At 41.9% G+C, this 12,643-nt stretch carries 10 protein-coding genes; 4 read left to right on the plus strand and 6 right to left on the minus strand.

The features are described from left to right. Positions 1 to 12 precede the first annotated feature (12 nt). Positions 13 to 870, minus strand: a complete 858-nt coding sequence (locus tag HMPREF2933_RS06200) for a mechanosensitive ion channel family protein (protein ID WP_024052463.1) — start codon at positions 868 to 870, stop codon at positions 13 to 15. Between the two features lie 155 nt (positions 871 to 1,025). Between HMPREF2933_RS06200 and sstT the strand changes: the two genes are divergently transcribed. Further along, positions 1,026 to 2,240: a serine/threonine transporter SstT gene (sstT, locus tag HMPREF2933_RS06205; protein ID WP_101749808.1), complete on the plus strand. Its 1,215-nt coding sequence runs from the start codon at positions 1,026 to 1,028 to the stop codon at positions 2,238 to 2,240. Between the two features lie 782 nt (positions 2,241 to 3,022). Here sstT and trxA read toward each other — a convergent pair. The 5 genes from trxA to HMPREF2933_RS06230 form a co-directional block, all read right to left on the minus strand. Further along, positions 3,023 to 3,337 carry a thioredoxin gene (trxA, locus tag HMPREF2933_RS06210; protein ID WP_024052465.1) on the minus strand — a complete coding sequence of 105 codons (315 nt, stop codon included), beginning with the start codon at positions 3,335 to 3,337 and terminating at the stop codon, positions 3,023 to 3,025. A gap of 208 nt (positions 3,338 to 3,545) precedes the next feature. Beyond that, entirely contained in the window at positions 3,546 to 4,964 is a 1,419-nt protein-coding gene (locus HMPREF2933_RS06215) for a C69 family dipeptidase (RefSeq protein ID WP_024052466.1), read from the minus strand. A gap of 67 nt (positions 4,965 to 5,031) precedes the next feature. Then, on the minus strand, positions 5,032 to 7,362 hold the full coding sequence (locus tag HMPREF2933_RS06220) for an endonuclease MutS2 (RefSeq protein WP_024052467.1): 2,331 nt from the start codon (positions 7,360 to 7,362) through the stop codon (positions 5,032 to 5,034). 60 nt (positions 7,363 to 7,422) lie between these two features. Then, complete coding sequence (locus HMPREF2933_RS06225) at positions 7,423 to 7,971, minus strand: CvpA family protein (RefSeq protein WP_003033009.1); 549 nt, start codon at positions 7,969 to 7,971, stop codon at positions 7,423 to 7,425. Next, positions 7,968 to 8,273 (minus strand): hypothetical protein, encoded by a 306-nt coding sequence (locus HMPREF2933_RS06230; RefSeq protein ID WP_024052468.1) that lies wholly within the window; start codon positions 8,271 to 8,273, stop codon positions 7,968 to 7,970. The genes HMPREF2933_RS06225 and HMPREF2933_RS06230 overlap by 4 nt, the downstream gene beginning before the upstream one ends. 85 nt (positions 8,274 to 8,358) lie before the next feature. On the opposite strand from HMPREF2933_RS06230, the gene rnhC reads away from it, so the two are divergent. The 3 genes from rnhC to HMPREF2933_RS06245 all read left to right on the plus strand — a co-directional run bounded on the left by rnhC (position 8,359) and on the right by HMPREF2933_RS06245 (position 12,557). Next, a complete protein-coding gene (rnhC, locus tag HMPREF2933_RS06235) occupies positions 8,359 to 9,249 on the plus strand; it encodes a ribonuclease HIII (RefSeq protein WP_024052469.1) in 891 nt (296 codons plus the stop codon). A 3-nt stretch (positions 9,250 to 9,252) separates the two neighbouring features. After that, positions 9,253 to 9,867, plus strand: coding sequence for a signal peptidase I (gene lepB, locus HMPREF2933_RS06240; RefSeq protein ID WP_024052470.1), 615 nt, complete (start codon positions 9,253 to 9,255; stop codon positions 9,865 to 9,867). Between the two features lie 335 nt (positions 9,868 to 10,202). Further along, entirely contained in the window at positions 10,203 to 12,557 is a 2,355-nt protein-coding gene (locus HMPREF2933_RS06245; protein ID WP_024052471.1) for an SF1B family DNA helicase RecD2, read from the plus strand. Positions 12,558 to 12,643 lie beyond the last annotated feature (86 nt).

Here is a 12,643-nt window from a genome sequence, read left to right on the forward strand (position 1 = left end):
TCTCCTTTCTGCTTACGCTGGTGCATAAATCGTTGGCAAATCAATTCCTTCCTTTAATAAAGCGTCATGATACAGCCTGTAAAATTGATGGTAAACGATGCTTTGGCTACCACTTTGGACGGTGATACTAATACGAAAATAAAATTGACCATTTTCGCTAACTTGCGGACCTAAAATCGTCGGTTCCTGCAAAATTTCTACTTGATTGCCCGCATATTCTTGATTGACCTGCTGGATAATCCGAGTGACCTTCTCCAAATCCGTCTGAGCGTATAATGGAATATCAATGAGCGCTCGCATATTACCGCGTGAGAAATTGCTGACGACGGTAATGTTGCGATTAGGAACGTAATGCAAAGCGCCATCTGCATCGCGCACTTGTGTCGTCCGAATTCCGACACTCACAACTGTTCCTGCAATTTTAATCGAGCCATTAGTCAGACGAACGCTGTCTCCGACATCCAACTGCCGCTCCAACAAAATAAAGAAACCATTGACTAAATCAGACAAGAAGCCTTGCGCTCCCATCCCGATTGCCACCCCAGCAATCCCAGCTCCTGCTAGTAAACTAGACACCGGCAAACCTAAAATCGCTAATATCCAATAAATCAAGAGAAAGTAAAGGGTGTAATTCAGCAAATTTTCAATCAAACGAGTGAGGGTCTTTTGCCGCCCTTCGTCTTGACTGGAGAGTTTCAAAGAGGGTGAGATAATCTTTCTTACGAGTACATGTACCAGCTTTTTAGCGAGGTAAAAGAGAGCTAGCAAGAGCAAAAGTGAAACGAGCTTGCTAAAGACATCATCTACCAAATGAGACCAGTTGAGTTTTTCAAAATAACGAGAGAATACATTCTTGTTCGCAAATAGCATAGCTACCTCCTACTTATTTCTATTATACCATATCTGAGCCTAATTGAATCAGGGGAATGCGAACTCCCCCAGTGTATTCTATCTAAAACAGATTGATTTTTCAGAATATTTATACTATAATGGGAGACATTATGATCATGAAGGGATTATATGATATGAAAAGAATAGTTTTGGCTTGGAAAAAATCTAGTTTGATTAAGCGTATTGCTATCGGGATTGCATTAGGGGCTGTCCTCGGCTTGACCTGTCCTAAGCTGTCAGCAATTGGCTTATTGGGAGATATATTTGTTGGTGGCTTAAAGGGCATTGCTCCACTGTTGGTTTTTGCTTTGGTGACCAATGCTCTATCACAACATCGAAAAGGACAAGAAACCAACATGAAAACTATCATTATCTTGTATCTTTTGGGAACATTCTCAGCAGCTTTAGTCGCAGTGCTAGCTAACTACCTTTTTCCTTTACACATCACACTCACAGCGTCAAAGACCAAGATTACACCACCAGATGGGATTGGGCGAGTCCTCAGTAATTTATTGCTCAAAGTAGTGGACAATCCAGTCAATGCTCTCATCACCGCAAACTATATTGGAATATTATCTTGGGCGGTGGTATTTGGACTTGCCATGCGTGAAGCCAGCAAAAGCAGTAAAGAGCTTTTGCAAACTATGGCAAGTGTAACCTCTAAGGTCGTTGAATGGATTATCAATCTGGCTCCTTTTGGGATTCTTGGTTTGGTCTTTAAGACGATTTCTGACAAAGGGTTGGCGGTGTTGGCTAACTATGGCAGCTTATTAGCAGTTTTAATCGCTATCATGCTTTTTGTAGCTCTGGTCGTCAACCCTTTCATTGCCTTTGTTCTGATGAGAAAAAATCCCTACCCACTTGTTTTGCGGTGTTTAAAAGTCAGTGGTGTGACAGCTTTCTTCACACGTAGTTCAGCTGCTAATATTCCTGTCAACATGAAACTTTGTGAAGAACTAGGACTCAACAAAGATACTTATTCCGTTTCTATCCCTCTTGGTGCCACTATTAACATGGCTGGAGCAGCTATTACCATCAATGTGCTCACCCTTGCTGCAGTCAATACATTAAGCATTTCGATCGACTTTGCGACAGCATTAATCCTCAGTATTGTCGCCGCTATCTCTGCTTGTGGCGCTTCCGGGGTGGCAGGTGGCTCTCTTTTGCTCATTCCTGTTGCTTGTAGTCTCTTCGGTATTTCAAATGATGTTGCCATGCAAGTCGTTGGGGTAGGATTCATCATTGGAGTTATCCAAGATTCCTGTGAAACGGCGCTCAATTCCTCAACGGATGCCCTCTTTACTGCAGTTGCAGAAAAAAGTATTTGGGGAAAAAGGAAAAAAGCGTAATACAATGAGGTTGGAAAAGTCCCAACCTCATTTTTTAATTAACCCAATTCTGCTTTAGGCTCTTTGCCCTTGCGACGGGCAAGGATATCCGCATAGTGCTTGCGGCTGTTATTGAACACGGAAAGGAAGGTTACTAATTTTAAATCCAATGAGCTTTTCTTGCTTCATAAATTCCTTCTTTCCTTTTTTACTTGTCACTTAAAGCGACCGTTTCAATGACTTCTCCTTTTTCCGTCAGCGCGGCGGATGACCTCAACTACTTTTTGTTTGCTTCGTCTGCCGGGCGGACGGAGTGAACGACAATCAGTTTGCCTTATCAACCGCGCGGACGAAATGAAATTGTCTCGTTTGTAATTATTTCCTACTTAACTTCTAACTTTATTTTTTGAAGATAACTTTGAAAAGAAGATAGATACAAATGAGTAAGAGTACAACAATGGCGAATACAGCTACTATTCCAAATGTTCCCATTATTTAATCGCCCTTTCTGATTGAAACAATCTTTCTTCATTCTCATTATAGCACCGATTAGTGTATTGATCTATTAGCAAAAAGGTAGTGACTGATGAAAACGAATTTTCGTCAAAAGTACTCTTCTAATCTTGAAAAGAGAAATAGTTTGGGACAAAAAGACTTCAATTTTTAAAAATCTTAATTATTAACCCCTTCAAATTTAAAATTAAATGCGAAAAGCGAACAAAGCAGAATTCTGATTACCAGAAAACTAGTTTTGTTCGCTTTTTATATTTGAGGTTGGACTTTTGTCCCAGCCTCGTTCTCTTTTAGCTCAATTCGGCTATAATAGCTTTTAATTGTTCTTTGGTATGAACACCGACAACTTGCTTCACCACTTGCCCATATTTTTTGAAGATGAGGGTCGGGATTGACATGATTCCAAATTCACTTGGTGTATTTGGGTTGGCGTCCACGTCCATTTTGAAGATTTTCAATTCGTCTTCATGCACCTCTTCGGCTAATTTTTCCAAAATCGGTGCCTGCATGCGGCAAGGACCACACCATGCTGCCCAAAAGTCAATGAGGACAAGTCCGTCTTTTGTTTCTTCTGCAAAATTTGCATCTGTAATTGCTGTTACCATATTGTTCTCCTCTGACGATGACCGATGTCATCGCTCTATTTCATTTCTTGACAACATTCTACACTAAAAGGAAGCATTTGCAAAATATTTACTACGGAGCGAAAAACTCCTCCGCAGATTAGTATTCAATAATTTTCCAAAAACGAACTTCTATTCGTTAGCAATTACTTGAGACGAAGCATTTGTAGGGGCAGAATGTGCTATGGAGTTAGTCGCTCAAAGAAAAATGATTGGTCATCAGATTGCTGGCATCTAGCAGGATTTTATTCAGAAGTTGATCCGTTGCTTCTTGAATCTTATCGCTTAGAGCTTGGTTTTCTGCTTCAAAGTCAACTATTTCTCCCTTTTCCAAGGCACAATCCACGCGCCCTAACATTTCATGCCCCAGAGCCATGGTTGTTTCTTGGTAATCATCTAAATCTCCCAGATGACTAGAAAAATGCGCATCAGCCAAAGCAGCGATTAAGCGATTGGTCCAATAGAACGAATCTGTAGAGACTTTCTCACCTGTATTAGCAAAATAAGTCGGTGTGGTGGAAATTTGAGTAAAGAAAGGCACGGCTGTATTGTAAGGCATAGAGCCATAGGACAACCATTGAATGCCCGTCGTTTCCTGTGGTTTATTGGGTCTCAACTGCAATATAGATGTTTGACTTGTGCGGTTAATCCCAATCGTGCGGAAGGTCCGCCGACTGTGAGGAGTGCCTTCTAAGCCATAAGGGTCATAAGGAGAGTCTTGGTAATGGCTGCTAAGGACATACTTGACATCTTCAATCGTGATTTTACGGTAGGGTTTTTGACACCAAGGAAGGAAAAAGGAGCGCGGGTCTTGCTCAATTTCTGGATTTAGGAAACGCTGAATATCCCAAGCACGCGGTGTATTGTAATGGCGGTCTTTGTCACGCTGGCTACCAAAAGCATAGCGCGGATTGAAAGATTCCCCCTCATAGTTGAGATTCAAATGATTGCGATGAATAAAGTCTTTCAAATCAGGATCACAGAGGAAATATTCGGGATTGTCAAACTCAAAATAATCCATTCCCAGCTGGTTTGGATTAGTCACATAGGCGTCATCGGGCACCCGGCGAGCTATCCAATGATGTCCACCGATTGTCTCCAACCACCAGATTTCATTCACGTCAGAAAAGGCAATCCCGTTTGACTCATAGGTGCCGTATTCTTCAAGAATCTTCCCTAAGCGCAACACGCCCTCACGCGCCGTTTTGATATAAGGCAGCACCAAGGTCAGCATGTCTTCTTCTCCGATACCAGTCGCCACCAAAGGATCTGCTCCCAGCACTCGGCTATTCGTGGTAATCGTCTCTGTCTCGCTCATGGCTACATTGTAAACATTGATACCAGCTTCACCCCAAATCCCGTCTTTTGCAAGAGCGTCCGGTACACTGGTGTAGCGAACTGGATTGTCCGGCAAATCTATCTCAAAGCTTGATAGTAAAGACTTGTAATGCCGCGGCTGATCTTCTGGGCTAACAACAATAAATTTCTTGGGCGTAAACACACCATTTTGTGAATCTTCTGTACGTGCAATGATAGTTGAACCGTCATAACTTGCTTTTTTCCCAACCAGAATCGTTGTACAAGAATCTTGTATTCCTTTTTGTCTCATAAATGTTTCCTCTCTTCATTCTTTCTTTTTTATCCTGAACAGTTTTGCTTTGTTCACCAACTCTGCATTACTTAAACACCACAATCGTTGCTCCGCTGCCCCCAGCATTTTGCGGTGCATAGCCGAAACTCTTGACATGCTTATTGCGACGGAGATATTTGGTGACGCCTTCGCGAATGATGCCCGTCCCGATCCCGTGAATAATATCCACCTGTGCCATATTGTTGAGCAAGGCTTGGTCGATAAAGGTATCCAGCTCTTGCATGGCTTCTTCATAACGTTTTCCTCGCAAATCCAGTCGGGCTCTTGGTCCGCTTGTGGTTGTTCGTTTCACCACATTGACCTGCTTGCGCTTAGGCTGTTCTTTTTCAGCTTTGATCAGGTTAAACTCTGCTTCCTCCAAGGTCATCTTGATGAGTCCCACCTGTGCTTCCCAGCGACCGTCTTTGAGCTGATTGACAAGCGTGCCTCTCTGACCGTAGCTAATCACCAGAATATCGTCTCCCACTTTTGGTTTCCGTGCTTTTTTGGCTTGTTTCAACACTTTATTCTGTGACAAATCCACCGTTTCAGGAGCCAATTTTTTCAGCTGGCTTTTGGCTTCGATAATTTCGTGCGGTTTGAGACTGGACTTAGCATGTAGATTTTTGAGAATCGTATCACTCTCGGTCAGCGCCACATCAATGATTTCCTGCGCTTCCAGCCTTGCCTTATTTAGCTCAGTTTCTTTTTCCCGATTGAACTCATTGTAGAGCTTTTTAAGAGCACGGTTAAATTTGAGATTTTCTTGCTCCACTTCTCGGATATTATCCAACCGCTTGCGACTTTCCAATGTCTGTTCTTCCAAGCGCTCAATAACGCGATTGACATCGCTGTCCGTGTCAGTCAATTCTTGAGCATCCTTGACCACTCTATCAGACAGACCTAAACGCCTTGCAATCTCAAAAGCATTGGAGCGACCCGGCACTCCCTGCATAAAACGATAAGTTGGCCTTAGGCTTTCTGTATCAAACTCCATGCTGGCATTTTGCACTCCCTCAGTCTCAATCCCATAGACCTTAAGCTCTGGATAGTGGGTCGTTGCCATTGTCTTGACCTGTCGCAGTCGCAAGTCTTCAAGAATTGCCATAGCAAGAGCTGCACCCTCCTGCGGGTCGGTTCCAGCTCCAAGCTCATCCAAAAGCACCAAGGCATTCTCATCAGCCTGCTCTAAAATAGAGACAATGTTCGTCATATGGCTGGAGAAAGTCGACAAACTCTGCTCAATAGACTGCTCGTCTCCAATGTCCGCAAAGATTTGGTCAAAAATCCCCACTCGACTCCCTTCATCTGCCAAAATAGGCAGGCCAGACTGTGCCATAAGCTGAGCCAAGCCTAGGGTTTTGAGCATAATGGTCTTTCCGCCTGTATTCGGGCCCGTAATGACAATCTCAGTCAAATCCGCCGCAAAGTACAAGTCATTGGCTACTGCATTTTCTATCAGAGGATGAGCAACATGGAGCAGGCGAATATCCTTACTATCAGACAGCATTGGCACCACCGCGCCTCTTTCCTGCATAAAACACACTTTTGCCCGAACTAGATCCAAATGTCCGATAATCCAAGCATTATTAGCAATTTCAGCAATATGAGGACGTATGCGGTCAGACAACTCTTGTAAAATCCGCAAAATCTCATAGCGCTCGTCTGCCCGCGCATTGGTGATTTCTTCATTGAGATTGACCACCGCCCGCGGCTCAATATACACCGTGTTTCCACTGGCAGAAATATCGTGCACCACGCCTGAGATACGATTGCGGAATGTATTTTTGACCGGCAAAACATTGCGACCGTTTCGACTAGCTACTACTTGATCTGCTAACATATCGCCCTTGGTTTTGAGAATATCTTGCAAAATATCTCTCACTTGAACTTCATTTTCTTGAATTTTTCGGCGAATGCGAGCCAAATTATCACTAGCAAAACTTTCAACAAATCCGCCCTCATTGATAGCCTGCAACGCTCCTTGCAAGCTCGGAAAAGAAACCAAATTTTCAAAAAGCCGATTCAAGCTTTGCAACTCAACATTTTCCAAATCCTCATAAAAATCAGTCAATTCTTGCGTGACAGCCAAAACCCGCTTCAGAGCGAGAAATTCTTCAATGTTTAAGTCGCCTTCCAGCTCCAAGCGCTTGGTCAAGCCCGTAATGTCTTGGGTCGCAGCCAGACTGAAATGCGGACGCTGCACAAAAATCTGCTGCATGTCCGTCATTTCTAAAAATGCTGTCTCCAGCCTTTCTTGTTTATTGGACGGGAACAACTGTTGCAATTCCAAGCACCCTTGTTCTGTCAGAAGATAGGGTTCAAAGAGCGCCTTGATTTTCCCAAATTCTAACGTTTCTAAAATTTTTCTATTCATATTCTTATCTTTCCTGATGAAAAAGAAACTCAGCTAGCACCACCAACTGAGTCTTTGTATTTATCCGATGATTTTGGTCACCCAGAGTTGTTTCAACATTCCTGAAGTAATTGGTGTGTGACTGATGATAAATCGAGCTAAACCACTGGCATTGAGATGATTTTGAACAAGTGGTAAGGGAATCGTTGCTAAAACGGTCAGCAGCATTTGAATTCCAAATAAAGTGACGCAAACAGCTAAAGCACCACTAGCAACATTGTACCAACGCTCATTGGCTTTCTTGTTTGGCACCAAGTGAATAAAAATCCCAATAAAACGGGCTATGCTATAAACAATCGTGTAAATGACTAGATAAGCCAGACCGGCATAAAAAACCTTGTCCAACTGGAACAATTGGCTGCTGGGAAAGAAATAGGTAAATGTTCCTTCCTGTGCACTAGCGTAGGGAACTAAAAGATTGATTTGTTCACCTAGAGATTGGTACAGTTGCCCTGCAATAATTGCTGAAATAACCGCCGAAACAGTATAATAAGCCTGCAAAACAATCCCACGCGAATAGCCAATGTAAAAACTCCAAGCCAAAATCAGCAAAATTACTAATGAAATCATAGGGGCCCCTCTTGATCACTAACCTTTTGCTTGTTGGCTTCTAACACTTTTTTACGAAGTTCTTCCAGCTCTTGCTCCTTGTCATCGAACTCAATCTCACGTGACAATTGCGTCGCTAAACTATTGACTGCTAGCAAAATAGCTAATGTTTCATCATCTGCCGCAGGCATCTTCTCTTTAATTGCGTGATATTTTTCTGTTGCAACCTTTTCAACTTCTTCCATGAATAAATTATCGTGTTCTGTTGTTAAGGTTACGCTTTTCTTTCCGAAAATAAATTTGTATCGATTTAAGTTTGCCATAAAATCACCTCAAAATATTATACCAAAAGGAAGCCATTTTGTCAGTTTTTAAAGAAATTTATCACTTTTATGGTACAATAACAATATGGAAAGTATTACCTTACAACCCAGTGAGAAACAAATTCAAGATTTTGTTGCCCAATACCAGGCACAGCTTGTTTCTAGTAAAAATCCTTATATTCGTTACCTTTTTAAGCTTGATAAGGCAACTGCCTCCATCTACACTTCAGGAAAAGTCCTCTTTCAAGGAGAAAAAGCCGAGCAGGCAGCACAATTTTTGGGCTATCAAGCGTCCAAAGAAAAAACGACATCTCATTGGCAGAATTGTCCTCTGATTGGGACAGACGAAGTCGGAAATGGCTCTTATTTTGGCGGGCTCACTGTTGTAGCGTCTTTTGTTACACCAGAACAGCATGATTTTTTACGAAAGCTGAGAGTTGGAGATTCTAAAACTTTGACAGACCAAAAAATCAGGCAAATCGTTCCTCTGTTGAAAGAAAAAATTCAACACCAAGCTCTGTTATTGTCTCCGAAAAAATACAACCAAGTCATCGCTGCTGGCTATAATGCAGTCTCTGTCAAGGTTGCCCTTCACAATCAAGCCATTTATCTGCTCTTGCAAACGGGAGTGCAGCCAGAAAAAATTGTTATTGATGCTTTCACAAGTGACAAAAATTATCAGAAATACGTTAAACAGGAACGCAATCATTTCTCAAATCCTCTCACTTTAGAGGAAAAAGCGGAAGGAAAATACTTAGCCGTAGCAGTCAGCTCCATGATTGCCCGTGACCTCTTTTTAGAAAATCTTGAAAATTTAAGTCAAGAGCTCGGCTATGAATTGCCCAGTGGAGCAGGAGCAAAGTCCGATAAAATCGCAAGTCAGCTTCTTCAAGCCTACGGCATAAAAGGCTTAGAAGCGAGTGCAAAACTGCATTTTAAAAATACTGAAAAAGCGAAGAAACTTCTAGAAAGGTAAGTTATGCAAACAAAATCAACTACTTTTTCAAAATTTATGAAAGAATGGGGATTTTTTATCCTCTTTATGGCCGTTCTTTTCTTATCACGCGCTTTTCTTTGGGTTCCTGTCAAGGTTGACGGGCATTCAATGGATCCAACCTTAGCTAATGGAGAATATCTATTCGTTGTCAAACACCTGCCTGTCAATCGCTTTGATATTGTCGTTGCAAGTGAAAAAGACGAAGATGGAAAAACTAAGCAAATTGTCAAGCGGGTGATTGGTCTTCCTGGAGACACTATCCGCTACGAAAACGACCAATTATATGTAAACGGCAAAAAGACCAACGAGACTTACCTTAAAAACTATCTAGCAAAATTCAAAGACGATAAATTGCAGGCAACCTATTTCTATAACAGTTTCTTTCAGTCTTTAGCAGATAAAGCTCAAGCCTTTACGCAGGATGCAAATGGGAACACTAGCTTTACCATTGAAGTTCCAAAAGACGAATACCTGCTTTTAGGAGATGACCGTCTTGTCTCAAAAGACAGCCGTCAGGTGGGAACCTTTAAAGCCAATCAATTGCAGGGCGAAGCAAAATTCCGTTTCTGGCCTTTGAATAGAATCGGCACTTTCTAATCCCAAACAAGTCTATTTTGATTCGTTGGAGCTGGACAAAAAGTGTGCCAGCTTCTATCAGATTTAGGAATAAACGAATAACGTAGCTTCAACATTCAGTGAATTGTTGAAGGCGGGAAATCAGCCTTGCACAGCAAGCCACCGTGATTGGACTCTTCATTCGCTTTTCAAGCTCGGAAGAGCACCTTTGACGAAAACTTCGTTTTCTTCATCTGCAACCTTAAACAGCTTGATAACTGTTTAAGCACCCTTGCAGGGGTGGGACTACGAACTAAAAATTTTCTATTTTTAGTTCTGTCCCACTCCCATTCTTTTAACATTGATACAGGAAGATGATGGAATTTTACTTTTCAGGCACCATTGAACGCATTATTTTTGAAAATCCCAGCAGTTTCTTTCGGATTCTGCTGTTAGATATTGACGACACCGATGCAGATTTTGATGATTTTGAGATTATTATCACGGGCACCATGGCGGATATTATGGAGGGCGAAGACTACACTTTTTGGGGAAATCTCGTGCAACACCCTAAATATGGTGAACAACTCAAAATAACACGCTATGAGCGTGCAAAACCAACCAGCAAAGGCTTAGTCAAATATTTTTCAAGCGACCATTTTAAAGGGATTGGTGTAAAAACAGCGCAAAAAATCGTGGATCTCTATGGCGACAACGCGATTGATAAAGTCTTAGCAGAGCCAGAAAAATTAAAGAATATTGCAGGTCTTTCTGCTAAAAACCGTGAAGCCTTTCTCACAAAACTAAGACAAAATTACGGCACCGAGAGAATCCTTGCCAAGCTATCTGAATACGGTATCCCGAACAAGCTTGCCTTTCAGATTCAAGATTTTTACAAGGAAGAAACTCTCGAAATTGTCGAACAATTTCCTTACCAATTAGTAGAAGACATCCAAGGGGTTGGGTTTAAAATTGCCGACCAACTGGCACAAAGCTTAGGAATTGAAAATACTGCTCCAGAGCGTTTTCGTGCTGGGCTGCTTCACACACTCCTAACCCAGTCTATGGAAAAGGGCGACACTTATCTTGAAGCAAAAGAACTTCTGGAACATACGATTGAACTCCTCGAAAGTTCCCGTCAGATTGAATTAGACCCAAGTTCTGTTGCGGATGAGCTGACATGTTTGATTGAAGAAGATAAAGTTCAAAATGTTGATACAAAGATTTTTGAAAACAGTCTCTTTTTTGCCGAAGAAGGGATTCGCATCAGTCTCCTACGCATTTTAGAAAAAGGGAAGCAAAACAAATTTGAACCGGAAAAAATCGAAGCTGCTATTACCCAAATCGAAATTGAGTTTGCCATTTCCTATGATGTGATTCAAAAACAAGCGATTTGTGACGCTATCAATCACAAAATTTTTATCCTAACGGGTGGTCCCGGAACGGGAAAAACGACCGTCATCAATGGAATCATTGCTGTTTACGCTCTGCTGCATGGTTTGGATTTGCGCAAATCTCACGATTTGCCTATTCTTCTAGCAGCTCCGACTGGGCGTGCTGCCAGACGCATGAATGAATTAACAGGGCTTCCAAGCGCTACGATTCATCGGCATTTAGGCATGACAGGAGACGATGACACTAGCCATTTAGATGATTATTTGGACGCAGACTTTATTATTGTCGACGAATTTTCAATGGTAGATACTTGGTTAGCCAATCAACTCCTCAGCAACATTTCATCAAACACCAAACTCCTAATTGTCGGAGATGCTGATCAGCTGCCTTCTGTCAGCCCCGGACAAGTGCTGGCAGATTTACTGAAAATCCCTCTTCTTCCACAGACCAAATTAGAAAAAATTTATCGACAAAGCAAAGATTCCACTATCGTTACCTTAGCCAGTCAGATTCAAAAAGGCATCCTGCCAACTGATTTTATAGAAAAAAAGGCTGACCGTTCTTATTTTGAAGCGCGTAGTGAACATATTCCGCAGATGATTGAACGTATTGTAGAAGCTGCTATCCGCAGTGGCATTCCAGCTCAAGATGTGCAGGTGCTTGCGCCTATGTACCGCGGACAGGCTGGGATTGACCACATCAATCAACTCATGCAAAATCTAATCAACCCTGCCGAAACAGAACAAATCATTTTTGAAGCAACTGATTGTCAATATCGACAAGGCGACAAGGTCATTCATCTGGTCAACGACGCTGAAAACAATGTGTTCAACGGTGACTTGGGCTATATCACCGATTTGCTACCAGCAAAATATACGGACTCTAAACAGGACGAATTGACTATCAACTTTGACGGCAATGAGATTGTTTATCAACGCAGTGAATGGTATAAAATTCGTCTGGCATACGCTATGAGTATCCACAAATCTCAGGGTAGTGAATTTCCTGTAGTCATTTTACCGATTACATCCATCAGCCACCGTATGCTGCAACGCAATCTTATCTATACTGCTATCACCCGTGCCAAGAGCAAATTGATTCTTCTTGGGGAAAAGTCTGCCTTTGACTTTGCTGTCAAAAACACTGGTACAGCTCGCAATACCTATCTAATCCAACGCTTTTCAGACCTCCTAACTGATGAAAAAGTTATACACACTTCTGTGAATAATTTGGAAACAACTGTGGAAAAATATATCTTGACTGAGGAAAATTTCTTGAAAATCAACCCTATGATTGGAATAACGGATGAGGATATTCAAAGTGTTTTTGGAGAATGATAGAAAAAAGTGGCTCTTTGTCAACTGTAGTGGGGTAATGAAAAGCTAAGATTGAGAGAGTACGAGATTCTCCTCTCCATCTCTGG

The sequence above is a fragment of the Streptococcus sp. HMSC066F10 genome, assembly GCF_001813805.1.
GTDB lineage: Bacteria > Bacillota > Bacilli > Lactobacillales > Streptococcaceae > Streptococcus > Streptococcus vaginalis.

What these genes read in the sequence shown, in the direction of transcription:
- HMPREF2933_RS06230 (WP_024052468.1), bottom strand. Translation starts at nt 8,273, where the DNA reads ATGGCAAACTTAAATCGATACAAATTTATTTTCGGAAAGAAAAGCGTA.
- HMPREF2933_RS06200 (WP_024052463.1), bottom strand. Translation starts at nt 870, where the DNA reads ATGCTATTTGCGAACAAGAATGTATTCTCTCGTTATTTTGAAAAACTC.
- sstT (WP_101749808.1), top strand. Translation starts at nt 1,026, where the DNA reads ATGAAAAGAATAGTTTTGGCTTGGAAAAAATCTAGTTTGATTAAGCGT.
- HMPREF2933_RS06220 (WP_024052467.1), bottom strand. Translation starts at nt 7,362, where the DNA reads ATGAATAGAAAAATTTTAGAAACGTTAGAATTTGGGAAAATCAAGGCG.
- HMPREF2933_RS06225 (WP_003033009.1), bottom strand. Translation starts at nt 7,971, where the DNA reads ATGATTTCATTAGTAATTTTGCTGATTTTGGCTTGGAGTTTTTACATT.
- HMPREF2933_RS06215 (WP_024052466.1), bottom strand. Translation starts at nt 4,964, where the DNA reads ATGAGACAAAAAGGAATACAAGATTCTTGTACAACGATTCTGGTTGGG.
- trxA (WP_024052465.1), bottom strand. Translation starts at nt 3,337, where the DNA reads ATGGTAACAGCAATTACAGATGCAAATTTTGCAGAAGAAACAAAAGAC.
- HMPREF2933_RS06245 (WP_024052471.1), top strand. Translation starts at nt 10,203, where the DNA reads ATGGAATTTTACTTTTCAGGCACCATTGAACGCATTATTTTTGAAAAT.
- rnhC (WP_024052469.1), top strand. Translation starts at nt 8,359, where the DNA reads ATGGAAAGTATTACCTTACAACCCAGTGAGAAACAAATTCAAGATTTT.
- lepB (WP_024052470.1), top strand. Translation starts at nt 9,253, where the DNA reads ATGCAAACAAAATCAACTACTTTTTCAAAATTTATGAAAGAATGGGGA.